The organism is Niastella sp. sgz303648 (assembly GCF_059587045.1).
Genome location: NZ_JCAPSW010000003.1, coordinates 673,464 through 692,987 on the forward strand (window position 1 = coordinate 673,464; position 19,524 = coordinate 692,987).

The window sequence follows — 19,524 nt, forward strand, 5'->3', positions numbered from 1 at the left end:
TTTGTTTTAGTAGTAAATTGTATTCGAAGTCGGAAAGTCAGAAAAGTCCGAAAGTCGGTAAGTCGGAAAGTCCGAAAGCCCGAAAACCATTTTTGTTTAATGTCAGGCTTCTTTCCGATTTCCCGACTTCCGGTTGTCCGGACTATAAAAATAGTATGAAGCTTTTTTTAAAAGGATTATATCATTCATTTCCTGTACAGTTGGTGTTGCTGCACTTTAAAAAATTTCAGGTGCTGCTGATCTTCTGGTTTGTGTTATTTAGTACGGTGAACGGCACCTTTATGAAAACCTTTGGCGCCGACTCGCTGTACCTGGCTCCTGAATATCTTGGAAATGTGAACATGCTGGCCGCCTTATTTGTTGGAATGGCCATCGGTGTATTTATAATGAGCTGGAACATTACCACGTTTATTTTGTTCAGCCGTCACTTCAGGTTTTTAGCCACCACTTCTAACCCGTTTTTAAAATACTGCATCAATAACGGCGTACTTCCCCTCGTATTCCTGATATTTTATTTTTTGAAAGCAGTATCGTTCGACCGGTATAAAGAGCTGATGTCGATAGGTGAAATTGCTTTGCTGGTATTAGGATTTTTAAGTGGCCTGATATTGATTGTTATAATCTCGCTGTTTTATTTTTTCAGGGCCGATAAAAACATTATCCGGCGGCTTACACCGGTGATCAGCAATCCGCAATTATTCAAAGCACAGTTTAAAAAAGGCGAAACAAAGCTGAACGAAAGCCGGCTGATAAAAGTGGAGTGGTACCTGAATGCCATGTTCAGGGTAAAAAAGGTGCGCGACGTTTCGCACTACAGCCGCGAGTTTATCGAAACCATCTTCAGCCGCCATCACTTTGCAGCGGTAGTTTCTATTTTTATTGCCTTTATAGGGTTGATATTACTCGGCTTTTGGTTAGATAACCCTATTTGCCAGTTGCCTGCAGCCGCAGGTATTACCTTATTCTTTGCCATTTTAATAGCCGTATCCGGCGCTTTTTCTTATTTTTTACAAAGCTGGAGTATTCCCTTTGTAATTGTTCTGTTTTTAATAACCAATGTGCTGTACCGATACGAGATTATTGACCCCAGTAATAAAGCATACGGATTAAATTATAAAAATAAGAGTGACCGGCCTCCTTATACAGCCGAAGAGCTGATGTCGTTGTGTACAAACGAAAAGGTAAACCACGACAAGCAAAATATGATTTCCATTCTCGAAAACTGGAAAAAGAAACAGCGGGGCGAAAAACCGCTGATGTTTATTATAACAACCAGTGGGGGCGGTAACCGCAGCGCTACCTTTACGATGAATGTATTGCAGCACCTTGATAGTTTGACCCATGGCGAACTGATGAATAAAACGGTGCTGATTACAGGTGCGTCGGGCGGCATGCTGGGGGCCTCGTATTTTCGTGAGCTGAGCAGGGAACGAGGGGAAGGTAAACCCATTAATGTACAGGATAAAAAATACCTCAACGATATTTCGAACGATTTGCTGAACCCGCTGTTCACCTCGTTTGTAGCACGCGACCTTGCATCCCCTGCACAACGCTTTAAAGTAGGATCGTATGAATATATCAAAGACCGCGGCTATGCGTTTGAGCAAAAACTGAATTCCAATACAAGGGGTATGCTGAATAAGCAGCTGAAAGACTGGTATGCCGATGAAAAAAATGCCCGTATTCCTTTAATGCTTTTTAATTCGGTGGTAACCCGTGATGGCCGTAAAATGATTATCAGTACGCAGCCAATGAGTTTTTTAATGCGCCCTGTTTATGATACCAGTCATGTGTCGGATGTTGACCCCGATGCGGTAGATTACCAGGCATTGTTTTCGAAACAGGACCCGCTGAATTTGCGTATGCTCACTGCGCTGCGTATGAATGCAACTTTCCCCTATGTGCTGCCTAATGTATGGTTGCCCAGCAACCCTGTTGTAGATGTAATGGATGCCGGTATCAGAGATAATTACGGGCAGGAAACAGCCCTTCGTTTTATACAGGTATTTCAGTCATGGATACGTGAAAATACATCGGGTGTTGTGTTAATTCATATCCGCGACCGTAAAACCGGTGGATGGGAGCACCCGTATGAATCGACCAGTATAACGGAAATTGCTACCAAACCCATGTTATTGCTTGAGTACAACTGGTATAAAATGCAGGAGTACAGTCAGAACGATCTGATGGGCCTGGCCCAGTCGATGATGGGCAGTTATTTTTACAATTTGTGTTTTCAATATATACCTGAAAAAGGCGATGCGCGCGCCGCGTTAAATTTTCATCTTACCAAAAGCGAGAAAAAAGATATCACCGGTTCGCTGGGCAGTGACTATAACCTCAAAACCTTTGCCCTGTTCGACCGGCTCATAAAAGATTCGCATGCGCTAACCATTCGATAGCAAAAATATTCGTACATCTGACTTCAGACTTCTGACATCAGACTTCAGATTTTCGATTTCAGGCATGAATCAGCTTAAAAAAAAGCGGCAGCACTTTAATATGTAACTGGCGCAGGGATTCGCTGGGTTCGCCATCGATGTGCATGGGTGCATTGGCTGTATTGCTTATGGTGAGCTCGGAGGTTTGAAAATAAATAACCGGCGATCGCAGCGAGTTTTCAATACGCTTAAGGCGGCCCGCCAGCACCTGCCTCATTACCGTTAATAATAAAAGCGGCTTGGCAACTTTTTTTACGATTACCACGTCAAGCAAACCGTCGCTTAAAACAGCCTTTGGGGCGATGGTAAAATTATTTCCGAACTGGTTGCTGTTGGCGATGCTTACAAAAAAAGCCTCTGTGGTAAATTCAAGCTTATTGGCATTTATGGTAAATGGGTAAGGTTTGGCAGTGAAAAAGTGCCGTGTTGTAAGTGAGGCATAAGTGCCCAGTCCGCGTTTGGGTTGATCTGCAAACTGATGCGCCACCTGAGCATCGAAACCAAGTCCGCAAAGCATACACGCAAAATGGTCATTCACCATAAAGCCATCTGTTAATATGGCTTTGCCATTGAAAATAATTTCAAGGGCTTTGGCGCTTGATTTTGGTATACCTGCTGCGAGGGCCAGCCCGTTGCCCGACCCCATGGGTATAATGCCGAATTGAACACCGGTGTGGGCGAGCGCCTGCACCACCTGGTTTACAGTTCCGTCGCCGCCGCAGATCACAACATCGGTAATCTGTTCCTGCTGTATTTTTTGCTTAACAAATTCATAATCGCCCGTTGCAGAAGTTGGTAATATTTCAAAATGAATATTGCGTTGTGAGGTTTCATGGGTGATCAATGTTTTCAGTGATGACTTTCCTTTGGTACCGGAAATGGGGTTAATAAGATAGATGATCTTTCGCTGCATGTTATCAGATTACAAAACACAAAGATAAGCGCTGTATTCTTTTCCTGACAAGGTTCATTTTCGACGAACGACTGTTTTGCCACACCAACGGCATTTTTGCCTGTTTTATTACGATTGGCGAAAACATATTGTGTTCATCTAATAAAAAAAACATCGAAATAAAACTGAAGTTTCTTTGTATAGCAATTATATCACCCAAAAAGTATAGCCATGAAAAAATTATTGATTACGCTCGCCTGCATTGCAATTGCAGCTTTAACAAACCGCGGTTTGGCGCAACCTGGCATCGGACCGGTACTTACCGATAACCTGCAATCTTATGTACCACGCGTGCACGGTATGAATGATGTTCATACCAAAGCTATCCGCGACTTTATAAAAAGAAATAAAAAAGCCGTAAATGTTGAATGGGTGCCGGTAGATGGCGGGTATGTGGTGAAATACAAGGATAACCGAAACTGCAATTGCCGTACTGTATATAACAATCATGGTAATTATGTGTACACTATTAAGCAGTATTATGAGCAGCAAATGCTGCACGAAATACGCGACATAGTAAAACGTACATATTATGATTATACCATAAATCTGGTTGAAGAAGTTTTGGTGATGGCAAAACCTGTTGTGTATATAGTGCATTTGCAGGATGCAGCTACATTAAAAAATCTCAGGATCAGTGAGGGCGAAATGGAAGTAATAGAAGATTACAACAGAGAATAATTACAGGTGCCGGAAATAATAGAAAAGTCAGAAAGATCCTGTTCATCAGGAAGCCTTTCTGACTTTTGTTTTTTTAAATTCGTACTTATTAGTTCACAGGGCTAAACTACCTGGTACATCGGCTATGGCCCATACCGACCATACATCGTTTTGGTTACGCCATGTTGTGTTTTTGGCTGTAAGCTGTAAAGCCGAAAGCGTTCGACCTTTGGGAAGCTGATCCGATGTATAGAATAAGTTAAGATGGCTATGCCCGTAATTTTTTTCAAGCTGTAACAACTCCTTAACCGGTATGGTCATACCGGCATTGGTGCCGCTTGCATCGGCAAACTTCCACTCTTTTAATGTATTGCCCTTGTCGTCTTTAATGGCTATACTTCTTCCCTTTCCGGTTGTTCTGCAATGATGATAGTAAATCACCAGCTGATCGTTCCTGTTCCTGCTATCTAACTGAAGGCTTTGCAGGTTTATTGATTGGGTCACTGCCTGGCGTAAGATTAATTTATTGTTAAGATAAATTTCATACATTTCACCTCCTGCCTTTGCGGTGAATGAAACCAGGCATACAAGTGCATATGTAAAAGCTGTTGCCAAAAGCGATTTTAAAAATGTGTGTTTCATAAACAAATTTTTAGGTTTTAAAAATCATGTTCTGATTGCAGTAACAAAGCAAAACAATGTTACCTGCCACACACAATTTGTTTGACAACCCGAACAAAATCCTTGATGTTTTGCTAAGAGAGCAAAGATCTTAGCCTGATCCATGCCACAAAAACAGCCATAATCAGTAAAACAAAATTGGTAGCCACATTTTTAGGTTCATTAAGCCGGTAGTGAATCCTTGCTGCCAGCACCATGATTATTGCAAAGCAGATGGCCGTTACCGGAGTTAATACGGGACATATTTTTGTGAGCCATGGTACAATAATTCCTACTGCGCCCAATACTTCACATATACCTATAAAGCGTATTACCGGGGTTGATAGATTAACAACTCCGGTTTGACCTTTGGCGATTAATTGTTGTTCGGAAAAAATTGATTTGTTAACGCCTGAGTAAAGGAATGCAAGCCACAAAATGCCCTGGCAAATCCATGATATAGTATTCATACACATAAATTTTTAACAAAGCTCAGGCAGGTTCAAACAAATTCCTTTGACCTTTGTCAAAAATCATAATTGCGAACGAATGCGGCTTAATGTTTCCTGTGTAATGCCTAGGTAAGAAGCAATCATTCCCAACGGAACACGGTTAATAAAGGAGGGATGCGTATCAATCAGTTTACGATAGCGTTGCAGGGCGGTAGCAAAATGCAGGTCATCGAACCGTTGCTGCATTTGTATAATGCCATTGTTTACCAGTAGTCTTCCCAGGCGTTCAATATCATGATAACCGGTATATAAATTATCGAGGTCATTACGCGATATCGACCATAAAACCGAAGGTTCTAACAGCTCAATGCCACGAATATCGGGCTGTCCGGTTAAAAAACTAACAATAGATACTGCAAATGAATTTTCTGCGCTCAGCCAGTCTGTGATATCTTTCCCGTCTTTTATGTACCATGTTCTTGTTAATCCCTGTTCAATAAAATAAAAATGATAACATATGGCTCCCGGCCGTAATAATGTATGTCCTTTTGGTAAATCATGACGTTGCAATACCAGCGACAAGGCTGCCTTACCTTCCTGCGAAAGGTGCGTGATTGATTTTATAAAAGAAAAAAAAGCATCCATACCAATATTATTAATCATTATACGTTTACGGTTTCGTAAAAGTAAAAAGTGTTTTGAATACATATGATCCTTTATGATAATGGGTTTTCCATAATTCCCATTTAACAGAACCTTAACGTGAAAAAGGTAACCCCATGAAACATTTTGCAAATACTGTTCACCAGTGCTATACCCAACTAAAAATGCCTTGTTTTTCAACTTCAACTATTCAAGTGTACGTTCCCAGATTATCGAGTAACAGGCACCAATACCATTTATAAATACGGTCTTACATAAGCGATAGCTTTGTAATAATTGTTTTAAACTAATAAATAAATAGCCATGAAAAAGTATCTGATTGCCACAGGCATTTGCCTGGCGGCGTTAACCACATTCGCCCAATCGCAACAAACCGGCAGCGAATTAGCCGGAAACCTCAGGAACCACGGGCGCACCAATCAATACCTGAACGAAATGAATACCCGCGCTATGCGCGATTTTGTTAGCCGTTTCAGCGGAGTAACCAATGAATCATGGCATAAAAATAACGACTGTTATGTAGCGGTTTTCTTTCGCGACAGTATACAGTACCGCGTTATTTACACAAACCGGGGCGATTTGAATTATATAATGAAGTACTACGAGGAGCGAAATCTTGCCCGTGATATTCGTGCGCAAATAAAAAGCGTGTACTACGACTATAAGATTTATATAGTACAGGAAATTGAAAGCCCCGATGCTCCTACCGTTTATATTTTCAACCTGCAGGGCGATACCGACTGGAAAAAGGTAAAACTTTGCCGCGGTGAAATCGAAGTGCTCGAAGAATATAAAAAAGGTAGATAGTCATAAATTATCAGATGGTTTGATTGTTAACAAACAATCAAACCATCTGCGTTTTGGCTGTTTTTTTCTTTAACATACCATTTGTAAACGACGAGTGCTGTTCCCCATCTATTACAGTATAAAACAAAAAATGGAGGAAACAGATTATGAAAAAGATTTTTACACTCGCAGCCATATTGTTCAGCGTAACAACTTTTGCAGCCGAACATCCCCGTCCTGGTAAATTAGCCATTCGTAGCAATAGTGATGCAAGGCTTCAGGTAGTAATAGATGGCCGACAATATAATTTAGACTGTAATGGTTTTGTAATGGATGATATCCGGCCCGGCCGTCACTGCATTGAAGTTTACCAGGTAAATAACTATGGCATGTTCAGAAGAAGGCCGCAAATGATTTACAACAGCACCACATTTGTAAAACCCTGGGAATCGTTAAACATCAACATCAACCGTTTTGAAAGAGTATGGGTAGAAAGCCGTGGTGATAGTGATGATTGTTACAATGGAGGCGGTTATGCAAATGGCAGGGATTGGGATCGTAACCGGGACTATGATCGCGGCGGTAACTACGACCGTACACCAGGTTATGGTGATCATGATGATCGTGATGATCATTACAGGCATTAATTTGCCCCTATACCGTAAATATTCAATGGCCCCCCGCATGCGGGGGGCCTTTTTATTTTACAGAAAAAATCAGTTAATTATAACTACACCTGTTTTCGCGTTCCTTTTTCTTTCGTTTGATCGCGTTGCATAACCCGCACTTACATTTCCTGTAACAGCATTGGTGAAAGAAATGACTTCGTTTTTACGCTTCTGTGCGTTTAACACTCCTTTAGTAAACGGCGACTTTTAAATTCAATCTATTATAGCAAATAAAAACTTTGGAGGAAACAGATTATGAAAAAGATTTTTACACTCGCAGCCATATTATTCAGCATAACAACTTTTGCCGCCGAACATCCCGGCCCCAAAAACAGCAAAATATCAATTGTAAATAACGATCATAGCATAATGCAGGCAAGAATAGATGGAGTAACCTACAACCTTAACAACACGTTTGTTTTGGATAATATTCGTCCCGGTAATCACAACATCACCATTTATAAAACCGAAAGTTTTGGATTCAGAAAAAGAACACAGGTTGTTTATAACAGCTCCTTATCCATTGCCCCTGCGCAAATAGTAAATATCGGTATCAACCGGGGTAGGGTAATGGTTAGCCAGGCTTCAACCGACCATATTAAAGGAAACGACAGAAATAGCAGAAACAACGATAACGACCGGAATAATGATAAAAGAGATGATCATTACGGAAGACACTAAATAAAGGGGAACAGGATCTAAAGAGGCTGTCAACATCGACAGCCTCTCTTTTTTTATACATATATCATCACTTCATTGATCAATGGCCGAATTATTACAAAGGCTTTATTCCAAGTACTTCGGTCATGAACTTTTCACTTTCTTTTTCAACAGAAGGTATATCGTTCGACCGTACCCATGAACCAATAACGTGATCACCGGCATTGGGAATTGATACCGCTCTTTTTTTATCGGCAGGCGTGCCTAACTGATCAAACATTTCTGTTATGGCGCTCACCTTCACAGTGCTGTCCTGGTGAACCTTGTCTTTATAGTAGTATAATACAAGCGTTGGTTGGGTTACTTTCTGAAATGTTTCTTTATTCATGCTTGTTTCAAGCAATTCTTCAAGGGCTACTGCTGCTTCGATGCGGTAGTGATACGTCCAGTATTTGCGGAACCCTTCGCGCGTATTTTTTGAATCGATGTATTTTGAACCGGTTACGGTTCTGGCTATCTGCAATCCCCACGGATTGTTCAATATCCAGGCGGTAGGATCGTTAATGGCAATATTGGGCGACATCAGCAGTAAAGCATAAACATCAGGGTAATCAGCGGCCAGCTTTAATGCAAGCGTTCCGCCGGTTGAGGTGCCTACGAGTATTACTTTTTTGCCTATTTGTTTACCAATGGCAAACGCTTCTTTGGCAGTTTCCCAGTAATTATCAGCGGTGAGGTTAACCATGGGCTCGGTGGTATCGATGCCGTGTTCGGCCAGGCGCGATAAATACAAATTACAACCGAATTTCTTTGCCAGATCGCGATGTACCGGATCGCCTTCGCCCTGTGAGGCGCTAAAGCCGTGCAGGTACACCAGTGCGTATTCGGTTTGGTTTTTCAGCGAATCATTGGCCCAAATGATCCGGGCTTCATTATCGGGTTTTATGGTATGTGCAGCTTCTTTCTGCTTAATATAATTTACCAGGGAACCAGGTTCGGCCGGCACCACCGGCATTGTAGTGCTGTAAACCGGTGTAGAAGGATTGGGGCCTGCAAAATATGCAGCAACCAAAACAACCGGAATAAGAAGTGCCCATTTCTTTTTGCTCATGCCGTAAATTTGGTGTTGAAATTAACAGCTTTTTGTTACGTATGAAAGATATGGGCAGGAATTAAAATGAAATTTATATGAATTCCGATACCGGTAAATATATTATGCTCATAGGAGGCGCCATTGTGGTCATAGGCCTCGTTATATACTTTTTTCACGATAAACTGCACTGGATAGGGCATTTACCGGGCGACATACGGATTGAAAAAGAAAACTTCCGCTTTTATTTCCCTATTACCACCATGATTATTTTTAGCGTTCTGGTCACTGTAGTAATAAGTATTATCCGAAGATTTCTTTGACCTCTGCGCCTTGCTCCCTGTGCCTTGTGACTTACATTACCACATCCATCACCTTTTTTTCCAGCCTGCTGTGTTCGGCCATAAAACACATTACGTGGCTTTCGATCGACACATCGATGGTAGAGGTAAGCAGGTTGGGGTCCTGTTTGCTTACCGCCTGAATAAAGTTCGCCATCAGCCGCCAGTCGCCACCGCCATGATGATCGGTGGTAAGCGCCCAATCGGTTTTTACCCCGGTTCTGAAATCGGTTAGGGTAAACTGTGTCATATCGCCCGAAATATCGCCCATGCTGCCCATTACCCTTGTACGGCGGCCGGCATACGAAGTAAACGCTTCCATCGAAAAGGATGCGGTGATATTGTTATCAAACAAAATATTGCTTACGTAATGATCGGGTTGATCGTTATCCATTTTATAAACACATCGGCCATAGTCGGTAGTGCGCAGGTATTCGAGTATGGCCGCGTCTTTTTTAGCGGCATCTTCGGGCAGGTCGAATACATACAGGCGCTGATGATCGCGCTGGTAAATTTTAAGCGCTGAATAAGGGCAGGTGCTTTCAACCGCACAGCCATTAATACAACGATCGGTGCTGCCTTCCGGTGCATTTTCTTTTCTGAACCACTTTAAATTACCAAAAGCAGTAACCGATTTTGCCGGTTTATTTATGATCCAGCGAAGAATATCCATATCGTGGCAACTTTTGGCTAAAATGATGGGCGTGGTGGTTTGGCTGTTGTGCCAGTTGCCCCGTACATACGAATGCGACATATGCACGTATTCAATGGGTTCAAGATGCTGAAAGCTGATCACTTCGCCCACCGCACCCGACTGAACCAGCTCACGCAGTTTAATAAAGTAGGGAGCATACCGCAATACATGACAAACAGCTACAATGCGCCCGCTTTTTTTGGTCAGGGCCAGAATATCGCGGCATTCCTGTTCACTCGGCGAAATTGGTTTTTCGAGCAAAACATTATATCCCATTTTCAATGCTTCCATACACGGACCGTAATGCAACCGGTCGGGTGTGGAAATAATAACAGCATCGGCAAATTTTGGCCGTTTAAACACATCTTCCCAGGTATTGAAGCGATTTTTTTCGGGGATATTATGCTGTTGGGCGTACCGCTGGTTGCGTACAGCAATGGGCTCGGCAACACCCACTATGGTTATGTGATGAGGATAGGCAGTGGCGTAATTGCCGTAAACATTTCCGCGATTGCCTGCCCCCAAGGTAATTGCCGAAATTGGTTTTTCGGGCGGCTGCGGTAAAAAATCATCCGGTGTGGGAATGGGTATTGGTGAGGCAGACCAACTGCTCAGTGGCAGGGCGGCGCCTGCTGCAAGTCCCAGTTGCTTTAATACATCGCGACGCGAAAAATATTTGCTCATGCCGGGGAAAAGTTTATTGGTTCAAAGAAGAAAATTCAAGTAACAGTAACTTACTAAAAGTGTACCGAACCATTCGAAATACACAATTTGATATGATTTTATTTAATAATATTTTAATTTCTTTGTGCTGCTTATGAGCTAAAGCTTAAACGGCGATTGATAATTTTGAATCTTTTTATGATCCCAACCTACCGTTACACAGCACTTGATGTATTTCGCGGCATGACCATTTGTTTCATGATCATCGTAAATACGCCGGGCAACCACCCTACAACTTATGCGCCGCTGCTGCATGCTGAATGGAATGGTTTTACGCCAACCGATCTGGTATTTCCTTCTTTTTTATTTGCCGTAGGCAATGCAATGAGTTTTGCCATGCAAAAATGGGCTGATATGAGTGAAGCCCAGGTGCTGATGAAAATTTTTAAACGCACACTGTTGCTGTTTATAATCGGGTATGTGATGTATTGGTTTCCGTTTATTAAATACGGTCCCGACGGGCATGCTATGCTGAAACCTTTTTCAACAACAAGAGTATTCGGCGTGCTGCAGCGAATTGCTTTGTGTTACGGCATTGCGGCTTTACTTATTTACTACCTTAAACCCAAAGGCGCGCTTATTACATCGGTATTTTTTTTAATTGCTTACAGGCTGATATTGTTGTGGTTTGGCCAACCTGGTAACGAACTGAGCATGACGGGCAATGCAGGAACAAAAATAGATTACTGGCTTATAGGGCCCGATCATATGTACCATGGCGAAGACATTCCGTTTGAGCCCGAAGGCCTGCTGAGCACTTTCCCTGCTGTGGTTAATGTAGTGGCAGGTTACATAGCGGGCCGGTTTATTCAGTTTCATGGTAAAACCTGGGAAATGCTGGCCAAACTTTTACTGGCAGGATGTGTGTTACTGGGACTGGCTTATTGCTGGGATCTTAGCTTCCCCATAAATAAAAAATTATGGACCAGTTCATTTGTTTTGCTTACAACAGGATTGTGTTGCATTATTCTTGCTGTAGTAATTTATTGCATCGACTTTTTGGATAAAAAACGGTGGACCTGGTTTTTTGAAGTGTTTGGGAAAAATGCCTTGTTCATATACCTGTTATCGGACGCAGGCGCCCTCGTATTGCATGCGGTTAGAATAAAAAAGGATATGACATTGTATAAATGGATTTTTGAGCGTATTTTCCGGTATGCAGGCCAGTATCCCGGTTCGCTGTTGTTTGCCATTTGGTTTATGCTAATGTGCTGGTTCGTAGGCTGGTGGATGGATAAACGAAAGATATATATCCGGATATAATGCATCTGCCCAAAAAAACACTTATTGTCCCGAATTAATTGTACAAGAAGTTTCTGCTTTTGCTTGCCCCGCCCATTGATTTAGCGTACCTTTGCGCCTCGTTTGCCGCCGTTGAAAATTCAACTGAAAAAGGCATTCATTATTAAGAATTTAAAAACACTTCCTGTCAGGAATAAGGAATTATGAATATTAGAAATATCGCCATTATTGCCCACGTAGACCACGGTAAAACTACTCTGGTAGACAAGATTTTACATGCTACCAAAGTGTTTCGTGATAACCAGCAAACTGGTGAGCTGATCATGGACAGTAATGATCTGGAAAGAGAAAGAGGGATCACCATTTTTAGTAAGAATGCGGCTGTAACATACAAAGACGTTAAGATTAATGTGATTGATACCCCCGGCCACTCTGACTTTGGCGGCGAGGTAGAACGCGTATTAAAAATGGCTGATGGCGTATGTTTGTTGGTGGATGCTTTTGAAGGTCCGATGCCGCAAACCCGCTTTGTATTGCAAAAAGCGCTACAGTTAAACCTGCGCCCGATTGTAATCATTAACAAAGTAGATAAACCCAATTGCCGCCCCGATGAAGTGCATGATGCCGTGTTTGAATTGTTTTTCAACCTCGATGCTACCGAAGAGCAATTAGACTTCCCCACCTATTACGGAAGTGGTAAAAATGGCTGGTTCAACGACTCATTAACACCTTGCGATAATATCGATCCTTTACTTGATGGCATTTTGAAACATGTACCTCCACCGAAAGTGAGCGAAGGTACTTTGCAGATGCAGATCACTTCGCTTGATTATTCTTCTTTCCTGGGCCGTATTGCCATCGGAAGAGTTGCTCGCGGAACGATCAAAGAAAATCAACCCATTTCTTTAATGCAGGCCGATGGCAGCATTAAGAAAACGCGCGTACGGGAACTGTATGTGTTTGAAGGCATGGGTAAAAAGAAAGTAACAGAAGTAATTGCCGGCGACCTGTGCGCTGTTGTAGGTATCGATGGCTTCAACATTGGCGATACCCTTGCCGATTTTGAAAATCCCGAAGCATTACCGCTGATCAGTGTTGATGAGCCTACCATGAATATGCAGTTCTCCATTAACAATTCGCCTTTTTATGGTAAGGATGGAAAATTTGTAACCAGCCGTCACCTGCGCGACCGGTTAATGAAAGAAACAGAAAAGAACCTGGCTTTAAAGGTACTTGATAGCGATGGCGGCGATAGCTTTATGGTATATGGCCGTGGTATATTGCACCTGGGGATATTGATCGAAACCATGCGCCGCGAAGGATATGAGTTAACTGTAGGTCAGCCACAGGTTATTGTAAAGGAAATCAATGGTAAAAAATGCGAACCATACGAAGTGCTGGTGGTAGATGTGCCCCAGGAATACGCTTCAAAAGTAATTGACCTGGTTACCCGTCGTAAAGGCGAGATGCATGTGATGGAAACTAAAGGTGATATGCAGCATCTTGAATTTGAAATTCCTTCACGCGGATTGATCGGGCTGCGTACACAAATGCTTACCAACACCGCCGGTGAAGCAGTAATGGCGCACCGTTTTAGTGAATACAAACCATGGAAAGGTGTTATACCCGGCCGTAGTAATGGTGTGTTGCTGGCCAAACAAAACGGATCGACAACTGCTTACTCTATTGATAAATTACAGGACAGAGGTGCTTTCTTCGTTGATCCGGGTGAAGAAATATATGCCGGTCAGATAATTGGCGAGCATATTAAACCAGGCGACCTGGTGGTTCAAATCACCGAAGGAAAAAAACTCACCAACATGCGCGCCAGTGGTAGTGATGGAACTGTTCATATTACTCCCAAAACATTACTCACGCTCGAAGAGTGTATGGAGTATATTCAACAGGATGAGTGTATTGAAGTAACGCCGAACTTCATTCGTATGCGTAAAACTATGTTGGATGAAGAAGATAGAAAGAAGTTCGCGAAAAGTATGAAGACAGAAGAAGCATAATCGCAAAAGATAAATTGTATTACATAGAAGGAATTGCCTTTACCGGCAGTTCCTTTTTATTTATGGTCCCATTCTGTTTGTACTGGCAATAAAATTGCTTTTTTGTTTTTTTCGCCCTCTGCGGCACTCAATTATTTTAATTGTATTTTTGTGCTGTAATTGAATTGTTATGGCAAGAGGATGGTTGATATTGTTTGTATTACTGGCTTTAATTATTGTAATTCCGGCCGATTTATTGGCCCAATGCTCCATTTGCACCAAAACGGCCCAGCAACTGGGCGAAAGACCGGCAAAAGCCCTGAATGCCGGCATCATTTACCTGGGTCTCACCCCGTTTTTGATCATTGGATATATAGGGTATCGCTGGTGGAGGAATAACCAGTGAAAGGCCTATTGTAACTGATTGATTAATAATTTTTTACTTCACATCAGGGCGTTGGGTGTTCCAAAGTGTAGGCCCCCTTTAAAATTATCCTTCAAAGGATCCAATTCTTAAGACAAAAGATTTCCCATTCAGTTTCTGGTTTTCGTTAACCGGTTATCGTACCGGGGCCATAACACGATCGTACCAGATTCGTATTTCGTCCGACTTTTGTCCGGGTTTCGTCCGACTCTTGTCCGACTCTCAGTCGGAGAAATCACGGAAAAAAGGCGGTTAAATTTCGGATAATTATGCAATCAGGTATGGAGCTGTTATAGAGCTGACATGAGTAAGTCTATAATTTCAGGGTAGATAAGATATTGCCAGGCCGTAAAATCAGCGAAAAAAATGCGTCTTTAACTGAATCGCAGCTACAACAACCACCTTGCAGATGCTACGGTGTTATTTTCCCGTTTTTAACATACTTATGATTGGTAGGAGGGAACAGCTTATCAACTGCCCGGTGCCATTTTACTGCGGTGTATTTTCTTTTGATGATCACCGGTACTTTGCTGATGTCGAGGTCTGCAAAAGCAGCTATTATTTCAGAAAATGATTTTTGCCTGAATTGTTGTTCAGCCACCCACTCCAGAATGAACGGGTTCCAATCTTCTTTATTTCGCCAGTAATGCGCGATCCAGGGAGTGGCCTCACTCACCGTATAAACATGATGCAGGGCCAGCGACAGGGCATATTGTTCAACCAGTCGATTTGGTACACCACCGGCGCACATTTCATCGCATATTTGTAAAGCCAGCTCAATATCTTTTCCGTTTTGATTGTTGGGTGAAGATACCACACCGGCATTCCACATATGATCGGTGGGTTTCATCAGCAATCCTGCGAAAGTTTTTTCTTTCAGGGCCCGCCAGGTTCTTTTGCTTGTTTTGTCGGTAAGCGACGATAACGCACCCTCATCTTCATGCATATACGCTTTTCCGTTTTGAAGCGCTGTTTTTAAAGGTGTGATATCATTATATAAAAACGTGTCGGTATCACAATACATAACCGGACTTCCCATATACAACGAAGCCACATGCTGAATGGCTTTTATTTTTACCCGCCAGAAAAAATCGTGTGGCCCTTTCCATTCTTTTATTTTGTCGGGAGTTGTTTCGATGATATTTACATGGCCCGATAAATGTTTGTAAAACGAAGGAGCATCGGTTATTATATTGATGGAAGATATTTCTGAAGGTTGTTGTAAAAAAGAAATTGCCGAAAATGCAGCCTGCAGGTGATTTTGAAAACGATTGCCAAACGTACAATACAATATATGCATATCTTAAGTGAAAAGGTTTTTAGTAATACCGTGTAATAAACGAATAAATATTGGTGATATTTTCTTTTTGAATGGCTGCCAGTAAATCGTGTTTGTTAATATTTTTCATCCGGTGCTTTTGCAGCAGCAGCCAGGCTTTTTCGGCCAGCAACCGGTATTTTTTATCAGTAGAATGTACCTGTTGCAGTTGCCGGCCTATAGCTTCGTACAATTCAGGAACACCTTTTTTTTGCGAAGCTACTGTTTTAATAACCGGAATATCCATTGCGGTAGCATGAAAAGCGGGTTGCAACATCAGCTTCAGGTTGCGGTAAAAAGTATCGGCATCGGGGCGGTCGGCCTTGTTCACCACAAAAATATCGGCTATTTCCATCAGTCCGGCTTTCATGGTTTGTACTTCATCGCCGGCCTCGGGCACCAGTACTACCACGGTAACATCGGCCAATCCGGCAATCTCAACTTCACTTTGCCCCACACCAACCGTTTCTACCAGAATATAATCAAACGGCGCTGCCTTCAGTACTTCGGTTAACTCGATAATTTTCGGGTGAAGTCCACCGAGTGAACCTCTGGTGGCCAATGAGCGAATGAACACATGAGGGTGATTGTACCATTCACTCATTCTGATGCGGTCGCCCAGCAGGGCGCCCATGTTAAAAGGCGAGGAGGGATCAACGCACAGTACCGCTACTTTTTTTTGCGCCTGCACCAGTTGGCCAATAAGAGCATCGGTTAAAGTGCTTTTGCCTGCACCGGGCGGACCGGTAATACCAATTATTTGTGCGGCACCTGTGGCAGGCAAACCGGCGAGGAATTGTTCATAACCGGGCGTTTCATTTTCGACCAGTGAAATACACCGCGAAATGGCTTTTGGCAAGCCAAGCTGAACCTGTTCCATTAACTGTGGCCAGTTTACCGGCGCTTTGGTATGCATGTTATAAATTAATTAATTATGTTGCGTCCATCGTCTTTAGGCGGAAGATAGCGAATTAAATGTTTTTGGCTTTAGCCCAAATGCCAGCAGGGCATCATGGTTTAAAGTTTGGCTAAAACCATATGTGTTGCCTGGTTGATTTATTCCACGCGCTGAAGTCCTTTGACAATATTGAAGCACTGCAGCAATACACTAACGTACTGTGGCAATATCAAACCACTTGTTAATTTTGTCCATTGCCTATTGCCCATTGCCCTTTTCTAAATACTGCGCTACCCCTTTCTCGCACCAGGTTGATTTACTGTTCAGCGCCTGCTTCACAATTTCATCGTTGCGCAATATGCTGGTACGGTCGAACTCTTTATGGTAAAGATGATATACAATACCCTGCAATTTAAAGTATACCCGGTTTATACCTTTATTGTATAACCGAATCACCAGCTCGGTATCTTCGCGACCCCAGCCGGTGATCTGCTCATTGTACCCGTTCACGGCCAGCAGGTCTTTTTTCCAGAACGACATATTACAACCACGCAGATTATACAACCCTTTTTCTTTTTTAAATACTTCTATCAGCCGGGCTATCGCAGGCGCATGCAACGCATTTAATTTATTGCGTACACCTTTTTGAAAAATTGATACCTGCAGCTGTTTGTTTTGAAACAGCGTGCGCGACAGGTTTTCATCGAGCAACACACGGCTGCCGCCAATGAAACTACCGGGCCTTGCAGCCTGCACATGATCTTTTACAAATGACGGATGAAGAATGAGGTCGCCATCAATTTGTATCACGTATTCACCGGTAGCAGCTGCAATGGCTTTATTGCGTATTTGCCCCAGTTTAAAACCTTCGTCGGGTTGCCATATGTGCCGTAAGGGAACAGGAAAATTGCTTTGAAAACTTTCAATCAGTTTTTTGGTAGGTTCCTTTGAACCATCATCGGCAATAATTACTTCATTTGGTAATAAGGTCTGCTGCTTTACACTTTGTAATGTAAGCTCCAGCGCTTCGGGCCAGTTATAAGTGGCAATCAATAATGTACTGGTTGGTTTGCTGTTCACGTTACCTGGTTTGATTATTTAATTGCCACAATTTGGTATACTTCATAAAAGTGCCGTAGGCATGAAAAACCGCTACAATAAAACCATGACCCCCGTCTAAAAAACCACCTTTTATTATATAGGCCTGTACAAATGTGGCCGGCGGACCAAACAGTATTTTAAACCAGGAGGCCTTTTTCCCTTTCTGGTAATTTAATTCAGCGCCCAGGTTCGTATATTTATTGGCTTTAGTCACGTGCTCCTGAATAGTAAAGTAAGTATAATGTAACAGGTGTCCTTTTAGCCGTTTTTTTGGTATGTCATCCGGCACCAACAATGTTTCATGCACCAGTTCATCGTTCCATCGTATGGTGGTTTTGGGAAATAACCTGATCTTGTAATCGGGGTATTCATGACCATGGTGCAAAAATTTTCCGTAATAATAATTCAAACGGGTAAAATCGTATACACCGTTTAACCCCTGATTTTTGGCTTTAAGTATTTCTGTTTTTAAAGCTTCATCCAGTGCTTCATCGGCATCGAGCGATAAAATATATTCGTGTTTTGCCAGCTGTATGCCCACGTTCTTTTGCGGGCCAAAACCAAGCCATGCCTGTTGATGTACAACGGCACCTTCCTGTTTGCAAATGGCAAGGGTATCGTCGGTTGAAAAAGAATCTACAACAATAATTTCATCGGCCACTGATTTCAGCGAAGCAAGGCATCGTTGAATATTTTTTGCTTCGTTGTGGGTAATGATTACAGCTGTAATCGAATTCATTGGATCTTTTTTATTGTGGTAGATGGTAAAGGGTTTTGTTTATCTTAATATTTTGTAGTTCTTATAATCGAACAGGCGTTTGCCGGTTAGTTTTTCAATAAAATACAGTACGCGCTCTTTGAATGAAAAGCGTTTTTTGCTTGTATCGAGCTCAATATTCCAGTTTTGATTTTTGATCCTTTCCTGCATAACGGCGGGATGCGTTCCGGTGAATTTTACCAGCGAATCGTATTCGTTGTTATAGTCCCAGAAATCAGAAGCTGTTAAAAATTGTTCCCATTCTTCATCAGTACGCCAGAATTTGCCAATGTTCTTTGCCTTCTCGTGCATTTGTTTGGGACTTTTTACCCAGCCATAGTGATAAATATGTGCATCGATAAGCTTTACAAGCAATTTCCGGCCGTCTTTACGAAAGCCCTGTGCATCTTTATAAGAATGAATGTTTTTATCGTTGCGTATTATGCGAATTTCGCGGTTATACCAGCGACGGCTGTCACCAACATAATTGTAGGTTCCGTAAAAATGGGTATACCTGAATAACAAACCTTCCACTTCTTTCTGATCTTTATATTTTTTGGCTGCTTCCAGAATAACCGCGTGATATTTTTCGTGCACAACTTCATCGGCCTGAATATAAAAGGCCCAGTCTGCATCGGGCGATATGTGCTGAAAAGCCTTATTTGTTTCAACCGCCAATACTTCGCCACCTTTGCGCAGTGCAGGGTCCCAAACAGAATGCACAATACGGATTTTATCAGATGCAATGGATTGAATAAGCGACAGAGTGTCATCTTCACTATCGCCGATGCTCACTATCATTTCATCTACAAGGGGCAAAACGCTCCTGATAGCTTCGGTTACAGGATAATCATTTTTAACTGCGTTTTTTATTATAATAAATCCCGAAATTTTCATAACTTTTTTTAATGGGCTGTGTTAAAAAAGATGGCCTGTTAATGGTGCAAAAGTAACTGAATGTGGAATAATTTTTATAGGTTTATTACATTGTATTAGATTG

The 19,524-nt window shown here is 42.2% G+C and carries 20 protein-coding genes; 9 read left to right on the top strand and 11 right to left on the bottom strand.

The genetic code is table 11. The features are described from left to right. Positions 1–155 precede the first annotated feature (155 nt). Complete coding sequence (locus tag AC59IL_RS11740) at positions 156–2,402, top strand: patatin-like phospholipase family protein (protein ID WP_496552314.1); 2,247 nt, start codon at positions 156–158, stop codon at positions 2,400–2,402. Positions 2,403–2,460: 58 nt separating this feature from the next. Here AC59IL_RS11740 and AC59IL_RS11745 read toward each other — a convergent pair whose 3' ends face one another. After that, the gene (locus tag AC59IL_RS11745; protein ID WP_496552315.1) at positions 2,461–3,354 is read right to left on the bottom strand and encodes a diacylglycerol/lipid kinase family protein; all 894 of its coding nucleotides are present in this window, start codon (positions 3,352–3,354) and stop codon (positions 2,461–2,463) included. A gap of 210 nt (positions 3,355–3,564) precedes the next feature. On the opposite strand from AC59IL_RS11745, the gene AC59IL_RS11750 reads away from it, so the two are divergent. Continuing rightward, entirely contained in the window at positions 3,565–4,074 is a 510-nt protein-coding gene (locus AC59IL_RS11750) for a hypothetical protein (RefSeq protein ID WP_496552316.1), read from the top strand. Between the two features lie 93 nt (positions 4,075–4,167). Here AC59IL_RS11750 and AC59IL_RS11755 read toward each other — a convergent pair whose 3' ends face one another. From AC59IL_RS11755 to AC59IL_RS11765, 3 genes are all read right to left on the bottom strand, one after another. Continuing rightward, a complete protein-coding gene (locus AC59IL_RS11755; RefSeq protein ID WP_496552317.1) occupies positions 4,168–4,695 on the bottom strand; it encodes a hypothetical protein in 528 nt (175 codons plus the stop codon). A 113-nt stretch (positions 4,696–4,808) separates the two neighbouring features. After that, a complete protein-coding gene (locus AC59IL_RS11760) occupies positions 4,809–5,183 on the bottom strand; it encodes a DoxX family protein (protein ID WP_496552318.1) in 375 nt (124 codons plus the stop codon). Between the two features lie 63 nt (positions 5,184–5,246). Then, the gene (locus AC59IL_RS11765) at positions 5,247–5,828 is read right to left on the bottom strand and encodes a Crp/Fnr family transcriptional regulator (protein ID WP_496552319.1); all 582 of its coding nucleotides are present in this window, start codon (positions 5,826–5,828) and stop codon (positions 5,247–5,249) included. A gap of 303 nt (positions 5,829–6,131) precedes the next feature. Between AC59IL_RS11765 and AC59IL_RS11770 the strand changes: the two genes are divergently transcribed. From AC59IL_RS11770 to AC59IL_RS11780, 3 genes are all read left to right on the top strand, one after another. Next, a complete protein-coding gene (locus AC59IL_RS11770; protein WP_496552320.1) occupies positions 6,132–6,635 on the top strand; it encodes a hypothetical protein in 504 nt (167 codons plus the stop codon). Positions 6,636–6,781: 146 nt separating this feature from the next. Further along, positions 6,782–7,261 carry a DUF8447 domain-containing protein gene (locus AC59IL_RS11775; protein WP_496552321.1) on the top strand — a complete coding sequence of 160 codons (480 nt, stop codon included), beginning with the start codon at positions 6,782–6,784 and terminating at the stop codon, positions 7,259–7,261. 276 nt (positions 7,262–7,537) lie between these two features. After that, a complete protein-coding gene (locus AC59IL_RS11780) occupies positions 7,538–7,963 on the top strand; it encodes a DUF8447 domain-containing protein (RefSeq protein ID WP_496552322.1) in 426 nt (141 codons plus the stop codon). 94 nt (positions 7,964–8,057) lie between these two features. Here the strand turns inward: AC59IL_RS11780 and AC59IL_RS11785 are convergent, their stop codons facing one another. Continuing rightward, positions 8,058–9,053 carry an alpha/beta hydrolase gene (locus tag AC59IL_RS11785; protein WP_496552323.1) on the bottom strand — a complete coding sequence of 332 codons (996 nt, stop codon included), beginning with the start codon at positions 9,051–9,053 and terminating at the stop codon, positions 8,058–8,060. A gap of 77 nt (positions 9,054–9,130) precedes the next feature. On the opposite strand from AC59IL_RS11785, the gene AC59IL_RS11790 reads away from it, so the two are divergent. Further along, entirely contained in the window at positions 9,131–9,355 is a 225-nt protein-coding gene (locus tag AC59IL_RS11790; protein WP_496552324.1) for a DUF2905 domain-containing protein, read from the top strand. 31 nt (positions 9,356–9,386) lie between these two features. Here the strand turns inward: AC59IL_RS11790 and AC59IL_RS11795 are convergent, their stop codons facing one another. Continuing rightward, complete coding sequence (locus tag AC59IL_RS11795) at positions 9,387–10,751, bottom strand: Gfo/Idh/MocA family protein (protein ID WP_496552325.1); 1,365 nt, start codon at positions 10,749–10,751, stop codon at positions 9,387–9,389. 177 nt (positions 10,752–10,928) lie between these two features. On the opposite strand from AC59IL_RS11795, the gene AC59IL_RS11800 reads away from it, so the two are divergent. The 3 genes from AC59IL_RS11800 (at position 10,929) to AC59IL_RS11810 (ending at position 14,432) form a co-directional block, all read left to right on the top strand. Then, positions 10,929–12,053, top strand: coding sequence for an acyltransferase family protein (locus AC59IL_RS11800; protein WP_496552326.1), 1,125 nt, complete (start codon positions 10,929–10,931; stop codon positions 12,051–12,053). Between the two features lie 182 nt (positions 12,054–12,235). Further along, complete coding sequence (gene typA, locus AC59IL_RS11805; protein ID WP_496552327.1) at positions 12,236–14,047, top strand: translational GTPase TypA; 1,812 nt, start codon at positions 12,236–12,238, stop codon at positions 14,045–14,047. A 169-nt stretch (positions 14,048–14,216) separates the two neighbouring features. Then, a complete protein-coding gene (locus AC59IL_RS11810; protein WP_496552328.1) occupies positions 14,217–14,432 on the top strand; it encodes a hypothetical protein in 216 nt (71 codons plus the stop codon). Between the two features lie 430 nt (positions 14,433–14,862). Here the strand turns inward: AC59IL_RS11810 and AC59IL_RS11815 are convergent, their stop codons facing one another. From AC59IL_RS11815 to AC59IL_RS11835, 5 genes are all read right to left on the bottom strand, one after another. Next, complete coding sequence (locus AC59IL_RS11815; protein WP_496552329.1) at positions 14,863–15,750, bottom strand: hypothetical protein; 888 nt, start codon at positions 15,748–15,750, stop codon at positions 14,863–14,865. Positions 15,751–15,769: 19 nt separating this feature from the next. Further along, positions 15,770–16,684: a methylmalonyl Co-A mutase-associated GTPase MeaB gene (gene meaB, locus AC59IL_RS11820; protein WP_496552330.1), complete on the bottom strand. Its 915-nt coding sequence runs from the start codon at positions 16,682–16,684 to the stop codon at positions 15,770–15,772. A 240-nt stretch (positions 16,685–16,924) separates the two neighbouring features. Beyond that, on the bottom strand, positions 16,925–17,746 hold the full coding sequence (locus AC59IL_RS11825; RefSeq protein WP_496552331.1) for a glycosyltransferase family 2 protein: 822 nt from the start codon (positions 17,744–17,746) through the stop codon (positions 16,925–16,927). A 1-nt stretch (position 17,747) separates the two neighbouring features. Then, the gene (locus tag AC59IL_RS11830; RefSeq protein WP_496552332.1) at positions 17,748–18,506 is read right to left on the bottom strand and encodes a glycosyltransferase family 2 protein; all 759 of its coding nucleotides are present in this window, start codon (positions 18,504–18,506) and stop codon (positions 17,748–17,750) included. Between the two features lie 39 nt (positions 18,507–18,545). Further along, positions 18,546–19,421: a glycosyltransferase family protein gene (locus AC59IL_RS11835; RefSeq protein ID WP_496552333.1), complete on the bottom strand. Its 876-nt coding sequence runs from the start codon at positions 19,419–19,421 to the stop codon at positions 18,546–18,548. Between the last annotated feature and the right edge of the window lie 103 nt (positions 19,422–19,524).